Here is a 26,536-nt window from a genome sequence, read left to right as displayed (position 1 = left end):
CTCCTCGGCCCGTGCACTTTGGAGCGAGAGAAGAGGCTGCGGGGGAGGGGGTCTCGTCTCGTAGAGGCCCAGTGTGGCGGGCGACGAGACGGCTCTCAAGGCTGCGCGGTGCCCCCAATTTGCTTCGCAAATCGGCTCCCCCACGCCCCGCTTCGCGGCGCCTACGGCGGCCCTGACATCCGCTCCGCCGCCCGCTCCTGAAGCGCCGTCTTCGATTGGAAGACGATGCTGAAGGAGACGGCACATGAACATGATGGCGATCATCGGACGGGGCTGCGATGCGGCAGTTGACGCGCTGCGGGCGGAGTTCGGAGCGGTGCTGGCGGACCGGATCATTGAGGCCGAAGCGGTCGATTTCCTTTGGGAGGCGCGCGTCCGGGACCGGTATCTTGGCCAGCACACTGGCTCGGATTTCGACGATGAAGATGCGTCCCAGGAGTTTTCTCGGGTCACCATTCTGAGCGTTCTGGATGGCCGCTGGTACGTCGGAATGTGCCTGGTTGATGGCGAAGGAGTGGCGGTGGAGCTGCTCTGGAAGCGTTCTTTCGAAAGCCGCGGAGAGGCTGAATTCGAGGTTCTTCGGGCGCGATAAGCGCTCTGAAATCACCATTGCGGGGGCGGCGCGGCAGCGTCGCTCCCGCTTTCTTTGTACTCGCTCGGGTGCAGGTTCGGCCCGATCGGGGGGTGCTGGCGGTGAGACATCCTGGGAGGAGGAGGGGGCAGGGAGACAGGAAGGAGCAGGGGAAGGCAAGATAAAGGCAGAGTCTCACGACTCTTGCCAAGTGCTTGTCTGCACATCTCTTTTCGTTGAGACTGCTTTCCCCTTGTGAGGTGTTTGGCCTCACGTTCGTCCTCGTGGTCGGTTCGCGCGGTGGAGGCGTCAGCCGAGAAGGTCGAGACGTCCAATTCGCTTCATCTCGCTCGTGATCCAACGCCGGTAGGCTGCGGACACGCCGTCCAGTGCCTCGGTCATTCTAATCTCGGTGATCGCGAAGTTCTCGGGAACCGTGAACCTGAGCTCGGACCGCAGCAACGAATTCACAACGTAGTCGTAGCTCACGCTGTGATCCTCGTGAAATTCGATCGCGCACATGTCGAATGCGTCCGCGATCAGTGGATCGATGATCGTGTAGATGAACTCCAACGACAGGGCGCGGAAGTCCTGCTGCTCAGGCGCGCAGAAGTGCTGGATGGCGTTACGGGCCAATCGCAGGCGCTCGAAGCACGCGGGGTTGGGAATGCGCCTGTCCGTCGTGGCCCAGAGAACTTGTGGCAGACGTTCAAAATCATGCGTCCGGCCGCGCTTAATCAGCGTCTCGACGTCGAGGAGCCCGCCCCTGTTATCATCCAGGCTGAAAATGTCCTTGAAGATGAGCAGGGGATGCTCCGTCGCAATGATCGCCTTGAGGAACAGCTCGCCCGCATGCGCCGTGTTGAGGATGCACATGTGCGCCCAGTGCTAGTTCCCGGGATCCAGGTACACGGCATGCGTGTTCGCCTGGGTGAGCGCTCCTTCGGCCATCTTTAGAATCCGTTCCGGAATCTGCTCCAAGGCACGGTTCATTCGTTGGGTCCCTGGTCCGATGCCAACCTCTCTACATCTTGCTGGATCGCGTCGTAGACACCCATGTTCATTGCGAGCAGCCCGCCATCGCCTAGGCGTTCCAGCTCCACAAATCCTGCCCTTTCAAAGATCAGCCAGATGTTGCGCTCTCCTCGCGCGAGCCAGTGCTGGATGGCGATGAGGCGCCGGCGCATGAGAGCGCAGCCCTCCTCGCTGAGTTCTCCCGGCCACGCATCCTCGTGGAACAGGCGGTGGACGAAATAGTCCCGCTTATCCTTGATCCATCTGAGGTACGCGATGTCAGCGCGATCGACATCGTGCCGCTCGAGGATCTTGATGAGCGATCCTAGGGTCGAGCCTTCGAGCTGGGCCTTCTTTTCGAGGGAGCGGGTCCATGCGTTCGTGTCCCGCCCAAGCTTCATCTGCAGCCTAATCCGATCGCACATGTGCATCGCCGAGATCAGCATGGTCTCGAATTTGCCGACGGCGAGGTAGGCGCCCGCCATTTCCTGACAATAGAGAAACCGGGCCACATCCAAGTCGGACATGGACCCAAGGATCTCCGTTAATTCCTGCCGACCGACGCTCGCTCTGAACATTCGCGCTGGATACTGCTGATGGGCAGGAAAATCACTCACCGCCGCAAGAATCTAAGCACTACCGTGGGGATCGCAGCCACTGCGCAGGGAGATTCGCGCGCCTCCCGGATCTCACCCCAAGGCCGCCACGTCCGCCATCCGAACTCGCTCTCGCATCCAGCGCTTCGCCGACGCGATACTCTGCCGGTAGTCGTCCGCTGCCATGGACAGAGATTCCGGCGAGGTCGCCCGATCAAGGTCCTCGCTTGACCAGTCATCGAGAAGCCGCTTGGCGAGCGCGAAGCACGTTGCTTTTCCTACACGGAAGGCGAGCATCCGCTGCGCCGCCGTGACCGCGAGTCCGCGCGCCTCCTCCGCGTCATCAGCGCCGACAAACTCTGCGGCCAGCTCACCCGCCATCCGCTCGACAACCGGATAGATGCCATTGACGAAGAGCGTCTGGACGTCGCCATAAAATCTTGCCGCGCGCCCCTTCATCTCCCGGTCAGAAATTTCCTGGGCATCAGTCAGTATGACGATCTCCGGCGCGCGCTCCAGCGCCCGGGTGAGCTTCGACGCGGTGGCACCCTGCGGCGCCTGCCGGACGCGGGACTTCGATGCCCGGTCGTGCGTGGGCTTAGGAGGGCGCCTGCCGTGCTCGGTGTGATCCTCGTCCTGTTCCGACTCGATTGCGGTTCGCTCCGGCTCAGCCGTTCCGGCCTCATTCCGCTCTGTCGGTAAGGTAGGTCCAACCGCCCTGAACGCAGGCTTCAAAACCGTGGTCGGTACGCGCAGCTCGTCCAGCAGCTTCTGGAGGTCCGACTGCAGATCGTTTAAGTCACTCGCGCCATCGGGCGATTCCGAGCGGATCACATCCTTGACCCAGTCGGGCATTAGCTCGCGCACGAGATATGCATACTGGTCCGCGGTCAATGGTGATCGATCGTGACGCCAAAGCAGTGCATCGCGATATTGGTTCGGGTAGGCGCCGTCGTCAGGAAGCCGGATCTCCACCGTCAGCACCTTCGATCCGAACGGGATGCCAAACGTCGGCGCCACCGAGGACCAGACCTTCTGAGTACGGAAATCGTAGCGCTCGCTCTTGTATACAAGCGCGCAGAAAGTGGTCGAACCCGTTGCTGCGTTCGCCCGAGCACTGGAGCTATGGCTCGAGTTCTCGTGCTTCGGATCATGGATGTAACGGACCGTGACCCTCGAACTCTCGTCGGTGACGTCCTCCCACTTGCCGAGGCGGTCCAGGACGTCATCGAGCGTCTTGAGCTGACGAAACCTTCCCGTCTCGTTCCTGCCGCCACCCTTCGTCATCGCGACGTCGATGCGGACCTCGATGCCAGGGGAGAACGCGACGAAGCGGCGGAAGATCGAGGTGGTGATGAAGCTGCGGTCGACCTCGATACCCTGCCCGATGGGCTCCGCGACCGTGTCGTGCTCGGGCGACTGTCCCATCAGCACGACTTCCGTCCAGTCGTGACCGACGTCACGCCCCTCCGCGAGCGCGGTCGCGGTGACATCGAAAATCGTCTCTTGCGTCCCGTCCGGCATTTGCATGTTGAACCGGACGTAGGTCTCCTCCTCCGGGTCCCATCCGATCGTTACCTCATTGACCTCCCCGTTTTTGCAGGAGCGGTACCGGATACCGTCAGGAGATGCGGCAAGCCCCGAGACCTTTGCGCCGATGCCGAAGTTGCCGTCGAGCGACATCACCTTGTTGACGGACGAGCTCAGGTCCGTCGCCGTTTTTAGCTCCGCCGCGGACATCCCAATCCCGGTGTTGAAGAAGGTCAGCTTGCGGACGCCCTCGATCACCGTAGGATAGATTTCCACCACGCGCGTCCCGGTCGGTGCCAGCGCCGCGTTCTCGTCCGCATTCTTGAAGAACTCACGCACGAGGGTGTTGATCGGCGCCTGCATGATGAGACGGTTGATCAGAAACTTGCGATCGCCAATGCCGAGATGCTCCGGACCCATCGTCGCCTACTCCCTTAGAGCTTGAATGTTTCAGTTGCTTCGGTCGACGAGCCGAACCGCTTCTCGAGGTCGGAAACCGCCTCCTTGAGCGCCTTGGCAATCTTGCGGATATCCCCATCGGTGTACTCGTAGGCGCGCTTGTTCGACAGATTGCCCAGCTTGCGGATGGCATCAAGCGCGATCTGCGTACGTCCTTCCGCCAACCTAACGAAATTTTCTCGCCTTGCCGAGTCGCTCATTCCGCATCTCCTTCTCAGGTTTCGCATAGCTCTCGAAGCGGTGTTCCGCAAGATACGAAGAATTTCATGAAACCCTGCGGAGTGACAGCAACGTTTCTCCCCGCAGGGTGCTGGGGCCGGGACCATGGCCGCCGCTCTTCGGGATGGCGCGAAGTACTGCCCGACGTCTGCATTTGGCATCCATCTGACGACTCGGGTTCGTGGTGCACCGGGAAAGCGCCCTAGATCGTTGAAGAGTGGCTCAACGAGCTAGCCGCTTGATGCCAGACTCGCGCCGATTCTCTCGGGACGCTTAAGGCGAACAGCCGCTCATGGATGAAGATCAGTTCGAGCCCCGGCTGGGGCGCATCCGCAGCATCGGATCATGGGGTGCACGCAAGTATCTTCATCAGGTGATCGCCGCGACCGCCCGCGCCGGTGGCGGGCTCACCTCCGGCGGTCGGCGCTTCGATGGCAGCCGCATCGGCCGCGGCGGGGCTGTCGCCGCCTTGCTTTGGTCTCGCGGCCGCTCCTCTGGCGCGCGCACCCGCCGGGCAGTCGTGAAGACACGCCTCGTGAGGCTCGGCGGCAAGGGCGTCGCGGCGGCGCGGGCGCATCTGCGGTACGTGCAGCGGGACGGCGTTTCCCGAGATGGCGAGCGGGGCGCCCTTTATTCGGCGGAATTGGACGCAGCGGACGGCAAAGCCTTTCTCGCGCGCGGAGCGGGCGACCGGCACCAGTTCCGCCTCATCGTGTCCGCTGAGGACGGGGTAGAGTACGACGACCTGCGGCCCCTGGCCCGGCGTTTCATGGCGCAGATGCAGGAGGATCTTGGGACTAAGCTCGACTGGGTAGCGGCCGATCATCGGGACACTGCCCACCCGCACACGCACATCATCCTGAGGGGCAAAGATGATCGCGGAGAGAATCTCGTTATCGCGCCGTCATATATCCAGCGGGGCATGCGGGAGCGGCTGGCGGAGCTGGTGACGCTGGATCTCGGGCCGAGGACCGAATTGGACGTGCAGCGGGCGCTGAGGCGAGATGTGTCGGTGGAGCGCTTCACAGGTCTGGACCGTGGATTGCAGCGCGATGCGGACGAGGAGCGGATCGTCTCGGCCTCGCGGGGGGACCCGCTACAGCAGGCGTTACGTGCGGGGCGGCTGAAGAAGCTGGAGGCGCTTGGACTTGCTGAGCCTCTGGTCGCCGGGCGCTGGCGCCTTGCGGAGGGGCTGGAGGAGAGGCTGCGCCGGCTTGGCGAACGCGGCGACATCGTCAGGACGATGCAGCGGGAGCTTTCGGCGCGACGGATTGAGCGGGGGGTGGCGGAGCTGGTGCCGGACGCCGCTGCGATGGCGGGCCCGCTGGTCGGGCGGGTGGCGGGGCGGGGGCTGTCGGACGAGATGCGGGACCGGCAGTACCTGCTCGTCGACGGTCTGGACGGGCGGGTTCATTATGTCGATCTCGGCCGCGGCGATGCAGTCGAGCCGCTGCCGGACGGCGCAATCGTGCGGGTGGTGCCGGTGACTCCCGAGGCGCGGGCGGCGGATAGGGTGGTGGCGGAGGTCGCCGGGGCACATGGCGGGCTCTACTCGGTGGAGCGGCATCTCCTCTATGATCAGACCGCAAGCATCGCTTTTGCGGAGGCACATGTGCGGCGGCTGGAGGCGATCCGGCGCGCCACCGGAGGCGCCGATCGGCGCGGGGACGGCACCTGGATCATAGCAAAGGATCATGTGGCGCGGGCGGAGGCTTACGAGGCGCGCGCGTCGCGAGAGCGGCCGGTTCGGGTCGAGCTGCTGTCGCCCTTGCCGGTGGAGCGGCTGCTCGGCGCCGACGGTGCGACCTGGCTGGATCGGGAGTTAATGTCGGGATCGCCCGAGCCGGTGAGGGACGCGGGGTTTGGTCGCGAGGTGAAGTCGGCGCTCGCCACCCGGCGCCAGTGGCTGATTGAACAGGAGCTGGCGCGGGAGGAGCAGGGGGCGCTGGTGACTAACGGGCGGCTTCTGGCGACGCTGCGGCGGAGGGACTTGGCTGGAGCCGCAGCGCAGCTGCAGTCGGAACTCGGACTCGGCTGGCGCGACGTGGGGGAGGAGGGGACCGCGCAGGGGAAGCTGGTGAGGCGCATGGACCTTGCGAGCGGTCGGTTCGCGCTGCTCTCGGACAGCCTCGAGTTCTCACTCGTGCCCTGGCGGCCGGAGATGGAGCAGCGGATCGGGCGCGAGCTGTCGGTGCGCATGCGCGGCGGCGGGATCAGCTGGACGATCGGCCGCGAACGCTCGGGGCCTCAGATCGGCATGTAATTGAGCTCGTCCGGGTTGCGGGGATTCGTCGAAGAGGCGCTCGCTGCGCACGAGCGGTGCTACTTCGGATTGCGCTTGGGGCGCATGTCTGCCCGCCGGCATCCCGCCAGCGGGGACTTCGAATGACACCAACCAAGATCCTGATCGGTCAGATCCTGGTCGTGTTCGCCATTGTGTTCCTCGGGCTCTGGGCCTCGACGCAGTGGGCGGCTGCGATGCTTGCCTACCAGCCGGAGCTCGGGACGCCCTGGTTCATGTTCGCAGGCTGGCCGGTCTACCGCCCATGGGCGCTGTTCGCCTGGTGGTATCACTACGAAGCCTACGCCCCGGAGGTGTTCGACAAGGCCGGCACGCTGGCGGCGGCGGGCGGGTTCCTGGGATGCGCGGCGGCGGTGATCGGCTCGCTTTGGCGGGCGCGTCAGTCAGGCCTTGTGACCACCTACGGCTCCGCCCGGTGGGCTTTGGAGCGGGAGGTGCGGGCCGCGGGCCTCTTCGGCGATCGCGGCGTGTTCCTGGGCAGGCTCGACCGCGATTATCTGCGTCACGAAGGGCCAGAGCATGTAATGGCGTTCGCGCCGACCCGGAGCGGCAAGGGCGTCGGCCTGGTCGTGCCAACGCTGCTGAGCTGGACCGGCTCTGTGGTCGTTCACGACATTAAGGGAGAAAACTGGACTTTGACCGCCGGCTGGCGGTCGAAATTCTCGCACTGCCTTCTGTTCAACCCGACGGATGCCTGCTCCGCGCGCTGGAACCCGCTGCTCGAGGTGCGGCGCGGCGCTCACGAGGTGCGGGACGTCCAGAACATCGCCGACATCCTAGTGGACCCGGAAGGGGCGCTGGAGCGGCGCAACCATTGGGAGAAGACCTCCCACTCGCTCCTCGTCGGGACGATCCTCCATGTCCTCTATGCGGAGGAGGAGAAGACGCTGGCGCGCGTCGCGTCGTTCCTGTCCGACCCGAGGCAGAGCTTCGTCGACACGCTGAAGCGGATGATGGCGACCAATCACCTCGGGACGAAGGAGGCGGGCAAGGTGCACCCGGTGGTCGCCGCCTCGGCGCGCGACCTCCTCAACAAGTCGGACAATGAGCGTTCGGGCGTGCTGTCGACGGCCTTGTCGTTCCTCAGCCTTTACCGCGACCCGACCGTGGCGGCGGTGACGTCCGAGTGCGACTGGCGGATCGCGGACCTGCTGGAGGCGGAGCGGCCGGTGTCGCTCTATCTCGTCGTGCCGCCGTCGGACCTCTCGCGCACCAAGCCGCTGGTCCGGCTGATCCTCAACCAGGTCGGTCGGCGGCTGACGGAGCAGCTGCCGCTCGGCCGCGGCACCGACCGGCGGCAGCTGCTGCTGATGCTCGACGAGTTTCCGGCGCTGGGGCGGCTGGATTTCTTCGAGACCGCGTTGGCATTCCTCGCTGGCTACGGCGTCCGCGCCTTCCTGATCGCGCAGAGCCTCAACCAGATCGTCAAGGCCTATGGCGAGAACAACTCGGTCCTGGACAACTGCCATGTCCGGGTGGCGTTCGCGACAAACGACGAGCGCACCGCGAAGCGAATATCGGACGCGCTCGGAACCGCCACCGAGCAGCGGGCGATGCGCAACTATGCCGGGCACCGGCTGGCGCCGTGGCTCGCCCATGTGATGGTCAGCCGCCAGGAAACGTCGCGGCCGCTGCTGACACCGGGAGAGGTGATGCAGCTGCCCCCGAGCGATGAGCTGGTGCTGGTGTCCGGGCTGCCGCCAATCCGAGCGAGGAAGCTGCGCTACTTCGAGGACGGGAATTTCTCCTCGCGAGTGCTGCCGGCGCCGATGCTCTCCATGGGTGGCTACGCTGATTGCCCGAAGTCGCGCGGACACGACTGGATCGGCCGTGTAGCGACCATGCACCCCGAGCTGAAGATCCCTTCTCAGGAACTGCCGAGAAAGGGGGAAGACCCTGTCGATCGGCAGCACCAGCGGACGCCCGGGGAAGACGAGAAGCCTAGGCCGCCGGAGCCGAGGCAGGACGACGGGCTCGGCATTGGCGACGATGATGACGATCCGACGCTCGGTGCCCCGCTGCCGCCAGGAACGACGGTCTACGGCATCAACCAGGGCAGAGGCCCCAGCGACGATATGACTCCAGAGCATTGAGGAGAGAGGCGGTGCGCGGATCCGATGATGTGCGTGTGCAGGTGTTCATCCCGAAAGAGGATGCCGACCGGCTGGAGGCGCTGGCGCGGGAACCGGGTGCGTCGAAGTCGACGCTGCTCGCGATGGCATGGGCGGCTTGGCTGCGGCGCCGTGGGACGGACGAGCTCGAGGAGCGGTTTGCGCAGAGGCTGGACCGGATGTCGAACCAGCTGGCCCGCATCGAGCGGGACGGTCATGTCAGCATCGAGAGCTTGGGGCTCTTCATTCGCTACATGCTGACGGTGAACGCGCCGCTGCCTGAGGGGGAGGAGACGGCCCAGGCGATCGGGCGAGACCGATATGCGAAGTTCGTGGAGCGGGTTGCGCGGCGGCTCGCCTCCGGCAAGCGGTCACTCATGCAGACCAATGAGGTGGAAGGCGGCGATTAGCGCGGAGCGTGTCTGCAGGCCCGAAACAACAATCCTGCTCTAGTGCGCGCTGAGCTGAGCAAGGCGACCTAAATTGGAGAGATTGCTCAAAAGCTGGGCTCTGATTTGAGCAGCGCTCCGGTTCCATATTTTCGCGAGCGCCCCGATCGCGTTGTCGGCTTCCCACGGCCAAGCCGATCGGCCATCAACTTGAGCGAAAGGGCCATCTGACTCGGTCAAGACCCGGTCTTGTGGCATTCGGCTGACAAGCTCGCGGCCTTTCTGACCGCGCAGCATGCTGGGTCCAATGCTGAACCAGCAACCTAGGTCGATGGCCCGGGCGAGTTCTCGGTTCGTGCCGGAGAACCAGTGAAGGATCGGCGTCCCGGCGGATGGCCGACGTTGAATCTCATCCAGGACAGCTGCGGCAGCTCGCCGGCTGTGGATCGAGAGCACCCTTCCTCCAGCGGCTCCACAAATCTCCAATGTGCGGGTGAACACCAGCATCTGGTCGCCCCATTGGCTCTTGTATTCGGGTCCCCCGTCCAACCCAATCTCACCAACATAGCGTGTCTTCTCGATCAGTTGCTCGAACATCGCGAGCTCATGCTTCCTTTCCGCGGCGAGTTGAGGATGCAGCCCCAAAGCAGTCCGAATCCGCGGTGCTTCAATTGCCAGATCTGCCGTGCCGGCCCAAGCCGAAGGCGTTGTGGTCACAGACAAAACATAGAGCCCACGCTCGACGCACGCGCGTGCGACGGCTGGCGGGTCTGGATACAGGTCCAGGTGACAGTGAAAGTCGATCACTTGACGCCGTAGTGCGCATGAAATGCTGCTAGCTCATTGAGACCCCGATCGACGAGCTCCCGTAGCGGCTGGCGGTCACCTATTTTTGGATATGCGAGCGCCGGTCCCAGCCACGCCTCCAGACCGTCCCCACTTACTTCCGCCACAGCCATCGCCACCGATCGCACATCATCGAATTTGGCATGCTCAGCATCGCTCTTTCCGAGCTGCTCGTACTTATAAAATGTCGTATCGTGTTGTCCCCACGCCAAGAAGGCGGCTCGCCTTACTTGGCAGGGCACGCAGCGGCCACAATGGTTATAGTTGAAAACGCGATAGCGACCGCAGCTGACGGAATCCATCGCGCGCGCCTTGAGCAACGCCTGATCGCCGCAATCGCGCAGCATTTCCCCTTTTGTCTTGTGCTCGTACGGGTTGATGATCTCTACCCGTAGGTCGGCAGCAGCCAGAATTTCACGGATCCGATTCAGGAACTCCGGATGTGCCGTGCGCGTGCTCAGGCTCCCGAGACGGGCGCCAGTGAGGGGTGGATTGACTGCGATGAAGCCATTCTCGCAGACGTAGAAGGGGACTTCGCCCCCATCGTGGTATGCCTTCAGCGCCGTCGCCGTGAGGACGCCGAATGCGATGAAAATAAGCGAGCGCGCCCGTTGCGACGGCTCCTTGACCCACGGGGGGCTTGCATTGTGGTTGAGCGCGAGGTGACGCAGGCCCCCTCCGATTGCTGTGGCGAACGCTTCTTGGTTGTCGCCGTCGCCCCGCACGATGTTGCTAACGGCGAGCGGCTTTCGACCAGCCGAGGCCAAGTCAATCGCGCCGATGAGACTGTCGAGTCCACCCGACAGCAGGACCACGCAATCCTCAGCAGGTCGAACAGCGTTGCGCGGCGGCGCAGGCTGCAATCCTCCTCCAATGAATGTCAGGCGCCACCGATCTGTCGACAGGAACTTCAATGCCGCCTCAAGCGCCGCCGCCTGCGTACGCCAAAAAGCGGGATCCGCGACGGCGATCGTTAACTCGAATTCTCGTGTCCAGTTGTCCGCGCTCTCGGCACGCCACTCCGCCAAATCCGCGGTGATGACCGACAGGGCGATCGACAGGAAATCCCAGGCCCGGGGAGCGGCCTCGTACCGGCCACGTAGGAACTGGGACTTTGCCGCCTCCCCAGCGCTCGCTCGCGCTGACCTCCCCGCCTCAACAGCTCCGGGTTGACCGTAGAGGACGACAGTCAACGCCCCGTCCTCGCCAAACGGGAAATCCACTGGTGCGCAGAAGAGCCTCATTCCGCGTACCCCTCAAACACGTCGAACGTCTCGCGGAGGGCAGCTCGGACCACCTCGCTAATCCTCCCAGCAGTGAGAGTGCGTCCTGCCTCGCGCAATCTGCGGAATGCCGCTGCCACGGTTTCTTTGACATAGTCTCGCGCTTGCTTGAGGCGCGAAAGCCCTGTTGCGGTAGTTGGCGCCTTCTCTCGAATGGTCTGCCCCACGTCGAGGTCGAAGCGACGAAATACGTCGTGTGCGGTGAAGCGTTCTATCGCGAGCTCGCGCTGCTCGGAGGTCAGGTTCAGGAGGTCCGCATCCGGAAATCGAGTGAGCAGTTCGGAGAGCGCATCCCGGATCGCGGCGCGGGAGGCCTCTGCGTCCTGAGTGCCATCCACCGGCCGTACTGCCTCCACCACCGCATCCATGATCTCGTCAGCGGAGCGGCCAGCGAGAAGTGCAGGATCGAGCGGACTACCTGGAGGCGGCGGTTCCCCTCTCGCCAGTCCAGCTAGCGCTCCGCCGAGTGCGCCGGCGGTGGCTGCGGTGCCGCCCATTCGCCGAGTAGCCGTCGCGCTCCCGCCGTAGCCGCTTCGGACGTAGTGTCCGAAACCGCGTCGCATGGAACCGGTATCGCCCGTTCGCGCATAGTCGCCAAGGCTCCGATTTACACCAAGCCAGCGCCGGTCAGGTGCGATCGGAGCTGGCGGTGGTGCAGCCGGCGGCTGGGCTAGCTGCTCTTCACCTTCGGCAGGAGGCTCGTCACCGGTCGGCGCTTCTGGCGGCGGGTTGTCCACCCACGACGGCACCATGGGAACGCCGGAGCCGGCTCCCTTGCTAGACTGTGACGTTCCCATTTTCCCTCCGCTTCTTGATGGCGGTCTTCACTGGCCTGCTAACGTCGCCCTTTTCCCAGGCTTGGAACAAGCCAGCTGCCCAAGGTTGATCCGCAATTTTCGGTACTATGTTCGGTTCGATTTGAGCCGGCGGCCGCTCACGAAGGAATGCAGCCAACCGGGCTCCTTGCGCAGGATCGGCCACGGACATGGCAAGGCAAGCTTCCAGTATCGGCGGGACGCCCCAAGCCTGCTCCTGCCTAGCCCGATCAAGGAGCCTATCCATCATCACCGTAGTCTCGGCGCGCGATACTTTCGCCAGTCGTTCGTTGAGAGAAGCAGCCATGTCAGGGTGCTCAAGCAGAGCCGAAAGGAGGTCTGCAGCCTCGGAGGATAGCCGGTCCTCAGGAGTGATAAGCGGAGCATGTTCGCGGCTGACGTAAAGCGCTCCCCTCAAGTCGAGGTCGCCCAATGCCGGCGGGAGCGTTAGCCATTCGCGTATGAAAGGATCGTCCCAAGGCGCAGCGAGATCCAAGTCCATTCCGGCCGTGGCCTTAGCCTCCCAGTCAGACATGAAAGCAGCTCTACCGGTGTGGCTCGCGCTCGCGGCGGCGATTAGCTCCGCATACGCCTTCGGATCTCCAAGCCGCTCGAAAAGAAGCAGCTTTGCGAGCACCGCCTCATCCACACCGACGCCTTGGGCCTTTGAAATCGTCATCCGGATAGCGAGCGCGTTGAGAAAGCGTTTGATCAGCCTGGGGTTGCCCGAGATTCCCGATGCCGTAGTCATCAGCGGCGCCAGCCGATCGGCTGTATCGAGCTTGCCTACCAGCTCGTCAGGGAACCCCGTGTGCAGCGACTGGACAAAAGCGCGGTCGACGCGCTTGCCCTGCCATGTCTGCCGAAGCTGCTGACAGATGCCGGCGCGGATCGCCTCTTTGACCTCGTCGCCTAGCTCGCTGTTCTCGATGAACAGCAGCATCATGTACGCTCGCACCTCCTGTGTCCCCAGCGCCGGAACACGGATCGGGACCTGGATCAGCTTGTCGAAATAATTTGTGACAAGCAGATCGTCGTTGACGCCTTCGAAGTGCTTGCGAACTGCGTGCTTGATCATCTCGTTGTCGGCGGCAATCACGAATGCGGTGTGCTTGAGGAACAAGAAGAGCCGGATTGCCTCCAGGGTCGAGATGGTGGTCGGCGGTAAGCAGCGATCAAGGTCGTCGATTAAGACCACCAATGTTACACCAAGCTCTTCCAGCACTTCCTCAAAACTGTCGCGCAGCGCTTGAATTTCCTTAGGGGGCGACGTTTCGGCCTTGCTCGCTAGGAGTCCGCCCGCAGCCGATCCGGCCTCCCCGGCGACGCGTTTGGCTTCGTCCAGCTCGCCTTGGTCGACACCATCGAGCATCCGCCTCCCCAAGCCGAAGGCACCGCCGAGTAGCCCGATTGGCGGAAGACCGAGCGCGAGCGCAGCCGCGTCTCCGGCCACCAGCTTCGCCCCACGCAGCCAGCGCACCCTCCTTACAATCCCAGCAACCTTATCGACTGCCGTCTTCCGCTTCTCTGCCTCCGCCTCGAGCTTACTGGCGATTACATCCATCAGCGCCGCGCGGGCATCGTCGTAGCCTTGATAGAGCCAAGCGTTGAACTCGACGAAGATGAAGTCGCGATCGCCGTCCTCAAGCGGCCGATTGCTCAACGAGGCCTGGGTGAGTTTGATTAAGGACGACTTCCCGATCCCCCAAGCCCCAGAGACACCTATAGAAATCGGGCGGCCCTTCGCCTGCACGATGATCTCCGCGACCGTGTCCGCCACCCCGGAGAAATTCAGGAAATCTCGCGTCGTTTCGTTGTCAGCCCACACGTCTTCCACTCCTCACCTTCAATGGTGACTAGCAGACCTTGCTAGCAGTCGGAAACTCTCCAAGGGTTGAGACGTTCTAGGTTCGTTCTCAATGGAGGCTCTCATGAGCAAAAGGGAATTGATAAACACGGGGACTGACAAACGGTATGTCCGGCGGAATGCCAAGGGCCAGTTTGCGGAGTCTGACGACGTGGGGCGCTCGCTCTCAAAGGACGTGAACAGAGGGCGAAAAAGACGGTGAAGTCGGGGCAGGGAGACAAGGGAGACCAGAAGCGTCGCTAGCCCAGCGGGGAGCAGCCGCCTCGATAAGCCAACTCGTGGCGATCCGCTCATAGTCCACGTACGGGACATCCTCCCGTTTGAACTGCAAAGCGGCGGCGACGGCAGCGAGTCCTCGGCGTTCCCGATGCACGTGCACTGCGGCTCAGCGATTGCAGGCGGCGGGGTTCAGAGTTCCTCTCGGGACTTCCGGTATGGAGCAGTTCCCACTGAGCGCGAGGAAGGCTCAGCTCGTCCCATATCGCTCGCTACCTAGCCTGCTACCTTTTGATTTTGAGCAGGAGGGGAGAGGGCAGCTAAGTCATTGAAAAGGTGGTGGACGCACTAGGGCTCGAACCTAGGACCCGCTGATTAAGAGTCAGCTGCTCTACCAACTGAGCTATGCGTCCATGCCGGCTTGAGGCCAGCTCGCGAGCGGCGGCGTGGCCGTGCGCGAGACGGGCCCGCTAGCATCATCGATATCCGGTTGCAACGCCGTTCGCTCAAGCGCGGCGATTGCGCCGGGTGTCGCGGTCGATCGACATCAGGATGCCCAGGCAGATCATCACCGTCAACATCGCCGATCCCCCATAGGAGAAGAGCGGCAGCGGGATGCCGACCACGGGCGCCAGGCCGACCACCATCAGCAGGTTGATCGCGAAATAGAAGAAGATGGTCATGGTCAGCCCGGCCGCGGTCAACCGGGCGAAGCGGCCCTTCGCGCCCTCGGCGACTTTCATGCCCCACCTGAACAGGACGACGAAGCATCCGATCAGGAACAGGCCGCCCGCCAGGCCCCATTCCTCGGCCATTGCAGGGAAGATGAAGTCGGTATGCTGCTCGGGCAGATAGTGGAGGTGGCTTTGCGTGCCGTTGAGGAAGCCCTTGCCGAAAATGCCCCCGGAGCCGATCGCGATCTTCGATTGAGTGATGTGATAACCCGCGCCGAGCGGGTCCTCCTCGGGGCTGAGAAAGATCAGCACGCGCTTCTGCTGGTGCGGCAGCATGATGAGATTGTAGGCGATCGGGATCGCGGCCGCGACGAGCAGCCCGCCTCCGATGAAATACCAGAGCGGCAAGCCGGCGAGGAACATGACCGTGATCGCCGCGAACAGCAGCAGCAAGGTGGTGCCGAGGTCCGGCTGCATGATGATAAGGCCGACCGGGACGGCCAGGATCGCGATCGGTGGCCAGATCGCACCGAACCTGCGGATTTCGCCGGGCGGAAGCGAGCCGTAGAAGCCGGCCAGCAGCAGCACCGAGACCGGCTTCATCAGTTCCGAGGGCTGGATCCGGATCACGCCGAGCTCCAGCCAGCTCTTGGCGCCGCCGCCGATAGTTCCGACGACAAGCGTCACGATCAGCAGCAGGATGACCACGCCATAAGCTGGCCAGGCGAAGTCGCGGTACGTCTCCGGGCGCACATAGGACATGGCGACGGCAAGACCGAGCAGGGCGAAGAAGCGCACGAAGTGGAGCAGGGCCCAAGGTCTCATCGAGCCGCCTGCGGCCGAAAACAGGCACATGCCGCCGAACAGGCCGATCGCGAGGACGACGAAGATCAAGGTCCAGGGCAGACGCGCGACCTGCGCCGGAACGAACGAGCTTGCCATCAGCTGCGTCCAGCTCTGGAGCCGGCATCCGCGGCGGCTTGCTGGGTTCCGATATTCTTGCGCGCGGCTTCGGCCGCCACCCATTGCTCGGCGTCGCGCTTCATCCGCTCGTTGATCGTGCCGCCCCAGCCTTTCTCCAGCTCGAACAAGGCTTCCATCGCCTTGGGCTTGTCGAACAGGTAGGTGAGGACGTCCTTGGCGACCGGCGCGGCGGCGCGCGAGCCGCCCATGCCGTGATCGATCACCACCGCACCGGCATAGCGTGGATTGCTGGTCGGTGCGAAAAAGACGAACAGGCCGTGGTCGCGATATTTCCACTCGCCGCTTTGCCCGCGTTGGCCCCCCGTGATGCGGCGAACCTGCGCAGTACCGGTCTTGCCGCCCATCTCGATGCCTTCCAGCGGCAGGCGGCTGCGGCCCGCCGTGCCGTCGCCGTTGACCACTTCCCACATGGCGGCGCGGGTGACCTGGAGATGCTGCTCCGATAAGCCGAGTGAGGGCGCCGCTGGGCGCTTCTGAAGGATGAGATGCGGCTCGATGGCGCGACCGGAGGCGATGCGCGCGGCCATCATCGCCAGCTGGAGCGGATTCAGGATCACATAGCCCTGGCCGATCGCGGCGTTCAGCGTGTCGGACTCGCGCCAGCGGTCCTTGTACTTCTTCTGCTTCCAGGCGCTGTCCGGATAGGTGCCGAAGCTCTGGCTCACCACCGGCAGGTCGTATTTCTTGCCCAGCGTCATCAGCCGCGCCATCTCGGCCATCTTGTCGATGCCGATGCGCCGGCTCATCGCGTAGAAATAGCTGTTGCAGCTTTTGGCGATGGCGCGGTGCATGTTGACTGGCCCGTGACGGCCCAGGCAACGGAAGAAGCGGTTGCCGAGCTGATAGCCGCCGCCGCAATAGACCACCGCCTTGGGATCGATTCCCCCGGCCTGGAGCGCGAGGCTCATCATCGGCTTCAGGGTCGATCCCGGTGGATAAAGCGAGTTCAAGGTCTTGTTGAGCAGCGGCTTGCGCTCATTGGACGAGAGCATCTTCCACTCGCTCTGGCCGATACCGTCCGAGAAACTGTTGGGGTCGTAGGACGGCATGGAGGCCATGCACAATATGTCGCCGGTCCAGCAGTCAATCACGACGCACGAGCCGGATTCGCTGCCCATCCGGCGCGCGGCATAGGCCTGCAGGCCGGCGTCGATGGTGAGCGGCAGGGTGCCGCCGCTCTGGTCGCGCAAGGTGGAAAGTTCGCGCACCAGCTTGCCGCGGGCGGTGACCTCCAGCCGTTTGGCGCCGGGCTTGCCGCGCAGCCGCGATTCCATCACCTCTTCAAGACCTTCCTTGCCGATCTTGAAGCCGGGTGTGATCAGGAGCGGGTTCTTCTCTTTTTCATATTCCTGCTTGTTGGCCGCGCCGACATAGCCGACCAGATGGCCGACCGCCGCGCCCTCCGGATAGAAGCGGGAGAAGCCGCGCAAGGGGGCGACGCCGGGCATTTCGGGCGTGCGCAGAGTGACTGCGGCGAACTTTTCGAACGGCAGGTTTTCAGCGACGGCGACCGGCTGGTAGCCGGCGGCCTGGTCGAGTTCCTTGAAGATGCGCTCGACCTCCTCGCCGGGCAGATCCAGCAATTGGGCGAGCTGCGGTACGATCCGTTCTGGGTCGCGCAATTGGTCGGGGATCAGGTCGACGCGGTAGTCGGAACGGTTGATTGCGATCGGCTGGCCGTTGCGGTCGACGATCCAGCCGCGCCGCGGCGGCACCAGCACCAGCTGAACGCGATTTTCTTCGGACAGGAGCTTGTAGCGCTCATTCTCCGCGATCGAAATATAGGCCATCCGGCCGGCCACCAGAGCGGCGACGCCGGCCTGCAGCCCGCTCAGCACGAAGGCGCGACGCGAGAAGGTGTAGACCTGCGAGCTTTCGGTGAGAAGGGGAGGGGCTTTGCGCCTCATCGCGTCAATCGCCAGCGATCGAGAACCAGGATGAAGCGGGCGATCACCGGATAGGCGAGCACGGACGAACCGATCATCGGCCACAGCACGCTGAACTCGGCGCTGCTTCCCATCCAGCGACCGATCAGCCAGTCGCCATAAGTGTAGCCGAGGATGAACAGGCTCGCGAACAGCCAGTCCATCCAATAATCGCGCCACACGACGCGGCTGTCGATCATGTCCATCAGGAGAAAGGTGCCGGTCCACAGCGCCACCGATTGGCCAACCGGGTGTCCGGCGATCAGATCATTGAACAGGCCGAGCCCGATTGCCGTCGTCGCCGACCACATTTCGGGGCGGAGCAGTCGCCAGGCGAGCAGCACCAGAAAGGCGAAGTCGGGCACGATGGGGGCCGCGGTGATGATCGGCAGCAGGTTCAGGAGGCAGGCAAGCACCGTCGAGATGATTGGGACGTAGCGGCGCCGGAAATCCTTGCGACGCACGTCTCCATGGGTGAGCGCGATCCGGCTCACTGGGTTGCCGCCGGTTCCGGCACGGGAGCTGGCTGCGGGGCCGGGCCTGAGGGCAGCGTGCCCGCGGCCGGAGGCGGGGGCGCAACGTTGAGCGGCTGGTTGGCGGCGGGCTGGAACACACTCTGCACGATCGCGAAGTCGATCCGCGCCGGATTGGCGATCGGGCGCGCGATGGTGTCGTCTCGGTCGACTTTGATCACAATGGCCACCGGAATGCCGGGCGCGAAAATGCCGCCCACTCCCGAGCTCACGAATAGGTCGCCCTGCCTGAACGGATTCTTGCCGACTTCCAGCGGCTTGATCTCGATCGTGCCGTCGCCGCGGCCGGTGGCGAGCGCGGGCGTGCCGTCGCGGACCAGCCGGACGGGCACGTTGCTGGCTCCATCGGTCACGAGCAGGATGCGGCTGGCCCAGCGCCCGACCTCGACCACCCGGCCGATCAGCCCTTCGGGCGCGCGCACCGGCTGCCCGACCCGGACTCCCTGTGCGGCGCCTACCGAAAGGGTGGCAAGCCGTCGGCTCGAATCGAAGGTGGAGCCGACGATCCGCGCCAGCGCGACCTCGTCGCTGATTGCCTCGCGCAGGCCGAGCAATTGCTTGAGCCGCTTGTTCTCGAGCTCGGTCGCCCGCGCCTGGAGAATTTGGACGCGCATGCGCTTGATTTCGTCGCGAAGCTCGGAGTTGCGCCGACCCGCGCCGAAATAGTCGCTGACCTTGGATCCGCCCTCGCTCGCCGCCCGCACCGCGCCGCGCCCGCCTTTCGCGACGGGACTGGTGATGTCCAGCACGAGTCCGCGCAGGGTTCCGCCGAAGCCGTCCGAACTGGTGACGCTGAGGAGCAGCAAGACGACCGCGACGAGGACGCCGCCCACGGCCAAGACATAGCCGAAGAACAAGCCGTATTGCGCCTTGCGGGAGAAACCCGGGCGCCGTGACTTGGGCGGCGCCATAGCCGGCCGGTTCTACCTCAGGCCGTCTGCAGCACGCCGCGGAAGATCTCTTCTTCCAGCGCGCGGCCGGTGCCCAGCGCGACGCAGGTCAAGGGATCGTCCGCCACGGTGACGGGCAGGCCTGTTTCGTCGCGCAGCACCTCGTCCAGGCCCGTCAGCAGCGCGCCGCCGCCGGTCAGGACGATGCCCTGGTCGACAATGTCGGCAGCCAGTTCCGGCGCGGTATTCTCGAGCGCGATGCGCACGCCCTCGACGATCGTGCCGACCGGTTCGGACAGCGCCTCGGCGATCTGGCGCTGGTTTATGACGATTTCCTTGGGCACGCCGTTGACAAGATCGCGGCCTTTGATGTGGACGCTGAGCCCGTCGCCGCCGTCGGCCGGCGGCTTGGCGACGCCGACCTGCTGCTTGATCCGCTCGGCCGTCGCTTCGCCGATGAGCAGGTTGTGGTTGCGGCGAACATAGGAGGAGATCGCCTCGTCCATCTTGTCGCCGCCGACCCGCACCGATGTGGTGTAGGCGAGACCGCGAAGCGAGAGCACCGCGACCTCGGTCGTGCCGCCGCCGATATCGACGACCATCGATCCGATCGGGTCGCAGACAGGCATGCCGGCGCCGATCGCTGCCGCCATCGGCTCCTCGATCAGCCATACCTGGCGCGCGCCGGCGTTGGACGCGGCGTCGCGGATCGCGCGACGCTCCACGCTGGTCGAGCCGGAGGGCACGCAGATCACGATCTCCGGCCAGCGCGGGAAGCGGCGCTTGCCGTGCACCTTCTGGATGAAATGCTTGATCATCTGCTCGGCGACATCGATGTCGGCGATCACGCCGTCTCGTAAGGGGCGGATCGCCTCGATCTGGTCGGGCGTCTTGCCCATCATCAGCTTGGCGTCGTCGCCGACGGCGCGGACCCGCTTGACGCCGTTGATCGTCTCGATGGCGACCACGGAAGGCTCGTTCAGGACGACGCCGCGGCCGCGCACATAGACGACCGTGTTTGCCGTGCCGAGGTCGATCGCCATGTCGTGGGACGGGAACTTCAGGAAATCAAACAGGCCCATGGCTTCTGGTCTCGCCTCCGTAAACAACCAGCGCCGTGAATGGGCCGGCACTGCCCGAGCATCATCCTATAGGGTGCGGCCGCCTTCATCGTCCAGATAACATTAACCATGTCGGACGCGTGCGGTTGGTCTACAGGATACGCAGATGGTCATACGCCGACTCCCCGAACATCTTGTTAACAGGATCGCGGCCGGCGAAGTCGTCGAGCGACCGGCGAGCGCGCTCAAGGAACTGGTCGAGAACGCGATCGACGCCGGCGCGACCCGGATCGCGGTCGGGCTGGCCGGCGGCGGCATCGACCGGATCGAGGTCAGTGACGACGGTTGCGGGATGAGCCCCGCCGAAATGGCGCTGGCGCTGGAGCGGCACGCCACCTCCAAGCTGCCCGACGACCGCATCGAGGCGGTGGCGACATTGGGGTTCCGCGGCGAAGCTTTGCCGTCCATCGCCAGCGTCGCGCGGCTGCGGATCGAGAGCCGGCCGGGCGGCGAGGACGGCTGGGCGCGCGTCGTCGACAACGGTCGGCTCGATGCGGAAGGGCCGGCGGCGCTGCCGCCCGGCACCCGCATCAGCGTCGAGGACCTGTTCGCCCGCGTGCCCGCGCGGCGCAAGTTCCTGCGCTCCGCCCGCTCCGAATATGCCGCCTGCGTCGATGTCGTGAAGCGGCTCGCCATGGCCCGCCCGGACATCGGCTTCAGCCTTGAACATGAGGGCAGGCGAAGTTTCGCCGTGCAGGGCGGCGAGGATCGCCCGGCGCGGGTGGCGGCACTGACCGATCGGGCGCTCGCCGAGAACAGCGTGCCGATCGACTACCAGCGTGGGCTCGCCCGGCTCGGCGGCGTTGCCGGGTTGCCGACTTTCCACCGCGGCGTCGCCGACCATCAGTTCCTGTTCGTCAACGGCAGGCCGGTGAAGGACCGCCTCCTCATCGGCGCGGTCCGCGCGGCCTACCAGGACCTGCTCGCGCGCGACCGCCACCCAATCGTCGCCTTGTTCCTCGAAGTCCCGCCCGAGGAAGTCGACGTCAACGTCCACCCGGCCAAGACCGAAGTCCGCTTCCGCGAAGCCGGCCTGATCCGCGGCCTCATCATCGGCGGACTCAGGGCAGCGCTCGACGCCGCCGGCCACCGCAGCGCCCACCAACCGTCCGCGAACCTGTCCGGCTGGACTCCCTCTCCCCAAGGGGGAGAGGGTTGGGGTGAGGGGGCTCGGCCAAATCAGGAAACGCTCTACTCTTCGCGCCCATTCTCAACCCATCGAACCCCCTCACCCTATCCCTCTCCCCGCTGGGGAGAGGGGACCAGCCTGCGGGAAGGGCAGGCGCCCTACCAGTTCGCCCCCGCCGCCCGCGCCGAAACCGCCAGCGCGCCGATCCCAGACCGCGCCGCGCACCCGCTCGGCGTCGCCCGCGGCCAAGTCGCGGCCACCTACATCGTCGCTGAAGCCGAAGACGGCCTAATCCTCGTCGACCAGCATGCCGCCCACGAGCGGCTGGTGTTGGAGCGAATGCGACGCGCGCTCGGCAACGGCGGCGTCGCCCGTCAGGCCTTGCTCCTCCCCGAGGTCGTCGAACTCGACGAAGTCGCCTGCGACCGGCTGGAGGCGCGCGCGGCCGAGCTCGCCGAGATGGGCCTGGAACTCGAACGCTTCGGCCCCCGCGCCACCCTAGTTCGTGCCGTGCCGGCGCTGCTCGGCCAGAGCGACGTGCGCGGCCTCGTCACCGACCTTGCCGACGAACTCGCCGCCTATGACGAGGCGCTGAGCCTCAAGGAACGCCTCGACCATGTCGCCGCCACCATGGCCTGCCACGGCTCCGTCCGCGCGGGCCGCATCCTCTCAGTCGCGGAGATGAACGCCCTGCTGCGCGAAATGGAGATCACCCCCCACTCAGGCCAATGCAATCATGGCCGCCCAACCTGGGTGAAACTCGCCCACGGCGACATCGAGAAGCTTTTCGGGAGACGGTGAAGCGACGCTGGACAGGGCGTCGCGTCGATGCAACGCTGCCTGTCTCGAACAAGGCCGAAAGGGGTTGGCGATGCGGATGGTGGCGATGGCGCTCCTGTGGTCGGCGAGCGCAGCAAGCGGCGCGGCTCCGGCTCCGTTAAAGCCGGGCGAATATGCCTGCTATGGCAGCGGCGGCCGGATCATGATCGGGCTCGGCTTCAAGCTGCTCGGCGGCGGGCGCTATACGGATCTGGACGGCAAGAATCCTGGGACCGTGGCCGTGTCCGGCGGGAACGTTCGCTTCAAGGGCGGACATCTCGACGGGCAAGTGGGCCGCGAACTGAACGCCAAGGGCGGGTTCAGGATCGGCGCCCAGGCAAGCTGCGAGCCATTCTGAGAAGAGCCCTGCACAGCGGTCAGCGCCGGTCCAGCCACTCGCTCGCCAGCACGGCGAAATAGCAGTCGTCGAGCCACGCGCGGTTGCACCAGAAACTCTGTCGGAAATAGCCCTCCTGGCGGAAGCCGAGCGCGCGGAGCAGGGCGATCGACGCTGCGTTCTCGGCCGCGGCGACGCCGACGAAGCGGTGAATGGAATGGGCGTCGATCAGCCAGTCGATGATTGCCGTGACCGCTTCGCGGCCATAGCCCTGGCGGTGGTGGGCCGGATGAATGCGGTAGCCGAGTTCCACCTGGCGCTCGCCGGGCAGCCCGAAGCCGACGCCGAGATCGCCGACCATCGCGCCGTCGCTGCGGCGCTCGACGATGAACTGGTACCAAGGGCCGCCTGGGTCGGTCTCCCCCGGCGCCTTGACCTGCATGTCGGCGATCATTCCGGTGAGGAACCCGCGCACGTCCGGCTTGACGCCGGTATAGCGAGTCATGGCAGGCTCCGACCAGCTGACCAGCAGCGGCTCCAGATCCTCCTCGCGCGCACGGCGCAGGATCAGGCGCTCGCTGGTCGCGAAGATCATGGCCGTCCGAGCGACCGCAGCCGCGCGCCGACCGCCTCGATCGGGTGTGCGGCGGCTGCATTGCGGGCGGCGCACAGGCGCGGGTAACCGGCCTCGGCATCGGCGAGCAGTCCGGCCGTGAAGCGGCCGCTGCGGACTTCGGCCAGGATGCGGCGCATCTCGGCGCGGGTCTCGGCGGTGACGATGCGTGTCCCGCCTTCCAGCGCGCCGAATTCGGCGGTGTTGCTGATCGCCTCGCGCATCCCGGCAACGCCGCGCGCGGCGATCAGGTCGGCGAGCAATTTCACTTCCGTCAAACATTCGAAATAGGCGATTTCGGGCGAGAAGCCGGCCTCGACCAGAGTTTCGTAGCCGGCCAGGATCAGCTCCGGAATCGCGCCCCACAACACCGCCTGCTCGTTGAACAGGTCGGCCTCGCATTCCTCGGCGAAGCTGGTCGGGAGCACGCCGACCCGCCCGCTCCCGATCGCGCCGGCATAGGACAAGGCCAACGCTTCCGCCCCGCCGCTCGCGTCCTGCGCGATGGCGAACAATGAAATGAGGCCGGAGCCCCGCTCATATTCGCTGCGGAGCGCGGTGCCGGGGCCCTTGGGCGAGACCAGGACGATGTCGAGATCGGGCCTGGGCTCGATCAGCCGGAAGTGAATGCTGAGCCCGTGGGCGAACAGCAGGGCGCCGCCGGGGTGCAGATTGGGGGCGAGATGCTCGGCATAGATGCGGCCGTGCGTCTCGTCGGGGGCGAGCAGGGCAACGAGATCGGCCCAGGCGGCGGCCCGCGCGGGCGGCATGACGTCGAACCCGTCAGCGCGGGCTTGCTCGGCGCTCTGGCCTTCGCGCGCTCCGATCGCGAGTTGGATGCCGCTGTCACGAAGGTTCGCAGCTTGGGCACGGCCCTGATTGCCGTAGCCGAGCACGGCCACCTTGCGCGCTCGAATCAGGGAGAGGTCAAGGTCGGGGTCGAACAAGGCTTCCAGCATTGCACCACTCCCGCCCCGGCCAAGACCGCCGATGTTGAAGAGAAGCCCACGCCCGGGTCAAGCCCGGGCCGAAGAGTAGAGGTGTGCGTTCAACATCGTCGCCCCGGGCCTGACCCGGCGTCGGGTGCCTTTCCCCGCAGGTCATGAGTTGAGAAGGGATAGCGCCGCCGCGAACGCGATGCCATCCAGCGGCTCCGCGAAGCGCGGCCATTGCGCCGGAGGCTGGCGCGAAAACCAGGTATACTGGCGCTTGGCATATTGGCGGGTTGCGGTTCGGCCTGCGGCGAGCGCCTGTTCGCGAGTGAGGTCGCCGAGTAGCAATCCGGCGATTTCCGGCACCCCGATCGCGCGCATGACGGGCAGCGCCGGGTCGAGCCCGCGGGCGAGAAGAGCGCGCAGTTCCTCCAGCCCAGCGTCGCCCAGCATCGCCTCGAACCGCCGGTCGCAGCGCTCGTACAGCCATTGCCGAGGCGGAAGCAGGAGGAGCGGCCTCAGCGCGACCGATTCACCAATCCCGCCGACCTTCTCGGTATGCCATTCCGAAAGCGCCCGACTGGTCGATCGAATCACCTCCAGCGCGCGGGCGACCCGGCTCGTGTCCGTCGGGCGGAGCCGGGCCGCCGCTTCCGGGTCTTCGCGGGCGAGCGCCCGGTGCGCTTCGTCCACCGGCAGCGCGCGAACCTCGGCGCGGACGTTGGCATCGATCGGCGGCACGGGCGCGATGCCGTCAAGCAAGGTGCGGATGTAGAGGCCCGTTCCACCGACCAGGATCGGCAGCGACCCCGCCGCATGCGCCCCGGCGATCGCTTGCTTCGCATCCGCGGCCCAGTCAGCCGCGGAGCAGGGCTCCGCGCCGTCGCGATAGCCGTAGAGCTGATGGGGCGCCCGGGCTTCCTCCTCCGGGCTCGGCCGCGCCGTGAGGACGCGCAAGTCGCGGTAAACCTGTGCGCTGTCGGCATTGATCACGACGCCGCCCGTCCGCTCGGCGAGCGCGAGCGCCAGCGCGGACTTGCCGCTGGCAGTCGGCCCCGCGATAAGCGCGAGCGCTGGCAAGGGGGTGTTCATGTTCATCGCGACGCTGATAGCAGCCGATCGGCTGGCCGGCGGCGATATTTCAGCGGCGCAGGATGCGCTTCGCCAAGCGGGGATCGAGCCGAACGGGCGCAGCTGGATCGAGCCTGATGCGGCCTGCGACCTGCTGTTCGGAGGCTCGCCGGACCGCGCCCGGATCGCGCTGGAAGGCCTGACAGCCGGCATCGACGTCGTTGTCCAAGGTGAGGCGGGCCGCCGCAAGAAGCTGCTCGCCGCCGACATGGATTCGACGATCATCACCGTGGAATGTATCGACGAGCTGGCCGGCTATGCGGGTGTCCAGGCCCAGGTGGCCGACGTGACCGAGCGCGCGATGCGGGGCGAGATCGCTTTTGAGGCCGCTTTGGTGGAGCGGGTGGCGTTGCTTGCCGGACTTGACGAGCAGGTGCTCGACCGCTGCTATGCTGAGCGAGTGAAGCTGACGCCAGGTGCCCGGCCGCTGGCGCGCACGATGAAGCGGGATGGCGCTTTCTGCCTGCTCGTCTCAGGCGGGTTCACCCTGTTTGCCGAGCGCGTGGCGGAAGCGGCCGGGTTCGATCGTTCGCTGTCGAACCGGCTCGGCATCGAGGCGGGCCGCCTGACCGGACGCGTGGAGGGGCCGATCGTCGGCGCGGCCGGAAAGCGCGAGGCTCTGCTGGATGCCGCGGCGGAGCGAGAGCTGGACCTTGCCGACACGCTGGCCATCGGCGACGGCGCGAACGACATTCCGATGCTGGAGGCCGCGGGGCTTGGGGTCGCCTACCGCGCAAAGCCCGCGGTCGTAAACGCCGCCGGGGCCCGAATCGAGCATGCGGATCTCACGGCATTGCTGTACGCACAGGGCTATCCGCGCAGCGAGTGGGTCTTGGATTAAGCCGCGGCCGGCCGGCTCATGTCCGCCGTGATCGCGGCCAGCGCGAAGGCGACCGAATGCTCGCCGCAATCGAAGCCGATCGCGATGCCATCGGGGTCGACCGACCGGACAGTGCCGGCGATCGCGCCCGCTTCGGGATGGTGGAGCTCGACGCTGCGGCCGACGGGCGGCCGTGCATTGGTTTCGAGAAAGGCCCCGGTCGCGGAGACGTCGCGAAGCGCGGCGGGGCAGGGGAGGTCGGCGATCAGCACGCACATGGTGCGGCGACGCCAGCGCGATGCCATGTTGATCGAACCTCTCGTCCTGTTTCGCCGCGCCGCCATGTCCGATCCCCGTTCTTGCGTTCGAGGATCAGACTAGCAGCGGCCGGCGAAGCTTCGATTAAGCGG

At 65.4% G+C, this 26,536-nt stretch carries 24 protein-coding genes and 1 tRNA gene; 7 read left to right on the top strand and 18 right to left on the bottom strand.

Going from position 1 to position 26,536, the window contains the following annotated elements:
- Window positions 1-244 precede the first annotated feature (244 nt).
- A complete protein-coding gene (locus tag VF631_RS02630) occupies window positions 245-592 on the top strand; it encodes a hypothetical protein (protein ID WP_431848710.1) in 348 nt (115 codons plus the stop codon).
- Window positions 593-880: 288 nt separating this feature from the next.
- On the opposite strand, the gene VF631_RS02625 is transcribed toward VF631_RS02630, so the two are convergent.
- From VF631_RS02625 to VF631_RS02610, 4 genes are all read right to left on the bottom strand, one after another.
- On the bottom strand, window positions 881-1,447 hold the full coding sequence (locus tag VF631_RS02625) for a hypothetical protein (RefSeq protein WP_431848709.1): 567 nt from the start codon (window positions 1,445-1,447) through the stop codon (window positions 881-883).
- A 113-nt stretch (window positions 1,448-1,560) separates the two neighbouring features.
- Window positions 1,561-2,202: a hypothetical protein gene (locus VF631_RS02620; protein ID WP_431848708.1), complete on the bottom strand. Its 642-nt coding sequence runs from the start codon at window positions 2,200-2,202 to the stop codon at window positions 1,561-1,563.
- 72 nt (window positions 2,203-2,274) lie between these two features.
- Window positions 2,275-4,131, bottom strand: coding sequence for a hypothetical protein (locus VF631_RS02615; RefSeq protein ID WP_431848707.1), 1,857 nt, complete (start codon window positions 4,129-4,131; stop codon window positions 2,275-2,277).
- A 14-nt stretch (window positions 4,132-4,145) separates the two neighbouring features.
- Window positions 4,146-4,370 (bottom strand): hypothetical protein, encoded by a 225-nt coding sequence (locus VF631_RS02610; RefSeq protein ID WP_431848706.1) that lies wholly within the window; start codon window positions 4,368-4,370, stop codon window positions 4,146-4,148.
- A 311-nt stretch (window positions 4,371-4,681) separates the two neighbouring features.
- Between VF631_RS02610 and rlxS the strand changes: the two genes are divergently transcribed.
- The 3 genes from rlxS (at window position 4,682) to VF631_RS02595 (ending at window position 9,212) form a co-directional block, all read left to right on the top strand.
- On the top strand, window positions 4,682-6,652 hold the full coding sequence (gene rlxS, locus VF631_RS02605) for a relaxase/mobilization nuclease RlxS (protein WP_431848705.1): 1,971 nt from the start codon (window positions 4,682-4,684) through the stop codon (window positions 6,650-6,652).
- 122 nt (window positions 6,653-6,774) lie between these two features.
- Window positions 6,775-8,784 carry a conjugal transfer protein TraG gene (locus tag VF631_RS02600; RefSeq protein WP_431848704.1) on the top strand — a complete coding sequence of 670 codons (2,010 nt, stop codon included), beginning with the start codon at window positions 6,775-6,777 and terminating at the stop codon, window positions 8,782-8,784.
- 11 nt (window positions 8,785-8,795) lie between these two features.
- Complete coding sequence (locus VF631_RS02595) at window positions 8,796-9,212, top strand: CopG family transcriptional regulator (protein WP_431848703.1); 417 nt, start codon at window positions 8,796-8,798, stop codon at window positions 9,210-9,212.
- A 39-nt stretch (window positions 9,213-9,251) separates the two neighbouring features.
- On the opposite strand, the gene qatD is transcribed toward VF631_RS02595, so the two are convergent.
- The 10 genes from qatD to VF631_RS02545 all read right to left on the bottom strand — a co-directional run bounded on the left by qatD (window position 9,252) and on the right by VF631_RS02545 (window position 20,306).
- Window positions 9,252-9,998 carry a Qat anti-phage system TatD family nuclease QatD gene (gene qatD / locus VF631_RS02590; RefSeq protein WP_431848702.1) on the bottom strand — a complete coding sequence of 249 codons (747 nt, stop codon included), beginning with the start codon at window positions 9,996-9,998 and terminating at the stop codon, window positions 9,252-9,254.
- On the bottom strand, window positions 9,995-11,260 hold the full coding sequence (gene qatC / locus VF631_RS02585) for a Qat anti-phage system QueC-like protein QatC (RefSeq protein WP_431848701.1): 1,266 nt from the start codon (window positions 11,258-11,260) through the stop codon (window positions 9,995-9,997). Before qatC ends, qatD begins: the two co-directional genes overlap by 4 nt.
- 17 nt (window positions 11,261-11,277) lie before the next feature.
- Window positions 11,278-11,883, bottom strand: a complete 606-nt coding sequence (qatB, locus tag VF631_RS02580) for a Qat anti-phage system associated protein QatB (protein WP_431848700.1) — start codon at window positions 11,881-11,883, stop codon at window positions 11,278-11,280.
- Window positions 11,884-12,097: 214 nt separating this feature from the next.
- Window positions 12,098-13,963, bottom strand: a complete 1,866-nt coding sequence (locus VF631_RS02575) for a KAP family P-loop NTPase fold protein (protein ID WP_431848699.1) — start codon at window positions 13,961-13,963, stop codon at window positions 12,098-12,100.
- Window positions 13,964-14,555: 592 nt separating this feature from the next.
- Window positions 14,556-14,631: transfer RNA gene (locus tag VF631_RS02570), tRNA-Lys, on the bottom strand.
- Between the two features lie 93 nt (window positions 14,632-14,724).
- Window positions 14,725-15,834 (bottom strand): rod shape-determining protein RodA, encoded by a 1,110-nt coding sequence (gene rodA / locus VF631_RS02565; RefSeq protein ID WP_431848698.1) that lies wholly within the window; start codon window positions 15,832-15,834, stop codon window positions 14,725-14,727.
- Window positions 15,834-17,783, bottom strand: a complete 1,950-nt coding sequence (gene mrdA, locus VF631_RS02560) for a penicillin-binding protein 2 (protein WP_431848697.1) — start codon at window positions 17,781-17,783, stop codon at window positions 15,834-15,836. Before mrdA ends, rodA begins: the two co-directional genes overlap by 1 nt.
- Complete coding sequence (gene mreD, locus VF631_RS02555; protein ID WP_431848696.1) at window positions 17,780-18,295, bottom strand: rod shape-determining protein MreD; 516 nt, start codon at window positions 18,293-18,295, stop codon at window positions 17,780-17,782. Before mreD ends, mrdA begins: the two co-directional genes overlap by 4 nt.
- On the bottom strand, window positions 18,292-19,245 hold the full coding sequence (gene mreC, locus VF631_RS02550) for a rod shape-determining protein MreC (protein WP_431848695.1): 954 nt from the start codon (window positions 19,243-19,245) through the stop codon (window positions 18,292-18,294). The genes mreD and mreC overlap by 4 nt, the downstream gene beginning before the upstream one ends.
- Window positions 19,246-19,262: 17 nt before the next feature.
- A complete protein-coding gene (locus tag VF631_RS02545; RefSeq protein ID WP_431848694.1) occupies window positions 19,263-20,306 on the bottom strand; it encodes a rod shape-determining protein in 1,044 nt (347 codons plus the stop codon).
- Window positions 20,307-20,451: 145 nt separating this feature from the next.
- Here VF631_RS02545 and mutL point away from each other — a divergent pair, with 145 nt between their 5' ends.
- Together mutL and VF631_RS02535 are read left to right on the top strand one after the other, a co-directional pair.
- Window positions 20,452-22,275, top strand: coding sequence for a DNA mismatch repair endonuclease MutL (gene mutL, locus VF631_RS02540; RefSeq protein ID WP_431848693.1), 1,824 nt, complete (start codon window positions 20,452-20,454; stop codon window positions 22,273-22,275).
- 70 nt (window positions 22,276-22,345) lie between these two features.
- The gene (locus tag VF631_RS02535) at window positions 22,346-22,651 is read left to right on the top strand and encodes a hypothetical protein (protein ID WP_431848692.1); all 306 of its coding nucleotides are present in this window, start codon (window positions 22,346-22,348) and stop codon (window positions 22,649-22,651) included.
- Between the two features lie 19 nt (window positions 22,652-22,670).
- On the opposite strand, the gene VF631_RS02530 is transcribed toward VF631_RS02535, so the two are convergent.
- From VF631_RS02530 to miaA, 3 genes are all read right to left on the bottom strand, one after another.
- Window positions 22,671-23,225 (bottom strand): GNAT family N-acetyltransferase, encoded by a 555-nt coding sequence (locus VF631_RS02530; RefSeq protein WP_431848691.1) that lies wholly within the window; start codon window positions 23,223-23,225, stop codon window positions 22,671-22,673.
- The gene (gene ilvC, locus VF631_RS02525; protein WP_431848715.1) at window positions 23,222-24,199 is read right to left on the bottom strand and encodes a ketol-acid reductoisomerase; all 978 of its coding nucleotides are present in this window, start codon (window positions 24,197-24,199) and stop codon (window positions 23,222-23,224) included. The genes VF631_RS02530 and ilvC overlap by 4 nt, the downstream gene beginning before the upstream one ends.
- A gap of 144 nt (window positions 24,200-24,343) precedes the next feature.
- Window positions 24,344-25,267, bottom strand: coding sequence for a tRNA (adenosine(37)-N6)-dimethylallyltransferase MiaA (miaA, locus tag VF631_RS02520; protein WP_431848714.1), 924 nt, complete (start codon window positions 25,265-25,267; stop codon window positions 24,344-24,346).
- On the opposite strand from miaA, the gene serB reads away from it, so the two are divergent.
- Window positions 25,266-26,147: a phosphoserine phosphatase SerB gene (serB, locus tag VF631_RS02515; RefSeq protein WP_431848690.1), complete on the top strand. Its 882-nt coding sequence runs from the start codon at window positions 25,266-25,268 to the stop codon at window positions 26,145-26,147. The two genes, miaA and serB, sit on opposite strands and share 2 nt — an antisense overlap.
- Here serB and VF631_RS02510 read toward each other — a convergent pair.
- Window positions 26,144-26,431 carry a PilZ domain-containing protein gene (locus VF631_RS02510; protein WP_431848689.1) on the bottom strand — a complete coding sequence of 96 codons (288 nt, stop codon included), beginning with the start codon at window positions 26,429-26,431 and terminating at the stop codon, window positions 26,144-26,146. The genes serB and VF631_RS02510 overlap by 4 nt on opposite strands.
- Between the last annotated feature and the right edge of the window lie 105 nt (window positions 26,432-26,536).

Source organism: Allosphingosinicella sp. (assembly GCF_036387615.1).
GTDB lineage: Bacteria > Pseudomonadota > Alphaproteobacteria > Sphingomonadales > Sphingomonadaceae > Allosphingosinicella.
Note: the sequence above shows the minus strand (reverse complement) of the source record. Positions and strands in the feature narration are given on the sequence as shown.

Excerpts from the sequence above, each read along its gene's own strand:
- VF631_RS02510 (WP_431848689.1), bottom strand. The coding sequence starts at position 26,431 with ATGGCATCGCGCTGGCGTCGCCGCACCATGTGCGTGCTGATCGCCGAC.
- qatB (WP_431848700.1), bottom strand. The coding sequence starts at position 11,883 with ATGCGACGCGGTTTCGGACACTACGTCCGAAGCGGCTACGGCGGGAGC.
- miaA (WP_431848714.1), bottom strand. The coding sequence starts at position 25,267 with ATGAACACCCCCTTGCCAGCGCTCGCGCTTATCGCGGGGCCGACTGCC.
- VF631_RS02535 (WP_431848692.1), top strand. The coding sequence starts at position 22,346 with ATGCGGATGGTGGCGATGGCGCTCCTGTGGTCGGCGAGCGCAGCAAGC.
- serB (WP_431848690.1), top strand. The coding sequence starts at position 25,266 with ATGTTCATCGCGACGCTGATAGCAGCCGATCGGCTGGCCGGCGGCGAT.
- mutL (WP_431848693.1), top strand. The coding sequence starts at position 20,452 with ATGGTCATACGCCGACTCCCCGAACATCTTGTTAACAGGATCGCGGCC.
- VF631_RS02625 (WP_431848709.1), bottom strand. The coding sequence starts at position 1,447 with ATGTGCATCCTCAACACGGCGCATGCGGGCGAGCTGTTCCTCAAGGCG.
- VF631_RS02615 (WP_431848707.1), bottom strand. The coding sequence starts at position 4,131 with ATGGGTCCGGAGCATCTCGGCATTGGCGATCGCAAGTTTCTGATCAAC.
- VF631_RS02610 (WP_431848706.1), bottom strand. The coding sequence starts at position 4,370 with ATGAGCGACTCGGCAAGGCGAGAAAATTTCGTTAGGTTGGCGGAAGGA.
- rlxS (WP_431848705.1), top strand. The coding sequence starts at position 4,682 with ATGGATGAAGATCAGTTCGAGCCCCGGCTGGGGCGCATCCGCAGCATC.
- VF631_RS02530 (WP_431848691.1), bottom strand. The coding sequence starts at position 23,225 with ATGATCTTCGCGACCAGCGAGCGCCTGATCCTGCGCCGTGCGCGCGAG.
- VF631_RS02600 (WP_431848704.1), top strand. The coding sequence starts at position 6,775 with ATGACACCAACCAAGATCCTGATCGGTCAGATCCTGGTCGTGTTCGCC.
- mreC (WP_431848695.1), bottom strand. The coding sequence starts at position 19,245 with ATGGCGCCGCCCAAGTCACGGCGCCCGGGTTTCTCCCGCAAGGCGCAA.
- VF631_RS02545 (WP_431848694.1), bottom strand. The coding sequence starts at position 20,306 with ATGGGCCTGTTTGATTTCCTGAAGTTCCCGTCCCACGACATGGCGATC.
- VF631_RS02630 (WP_431848710.1), top strand. The coding sequence starts at position 245 with ATGAACATGATGGCGATCATCGGACGGGGCTGCGATGCGGCAGTTGAC.
- rodA (WP_431848698.1), bottom strand. The coding sequence starts at position 15,834 with ATGGCAAGCTCGTTCGTTCCGGCGCAGGTCGCGCGTCTGCCCTGGACC.
- mrdA (WP_431848697.1), bottom strand. The coding sequence starts at position 17,783 with ATGAGGCGCAAAGCCCCTCCCCTTCTCACCGAAAGCTCGCAGGTCTAC.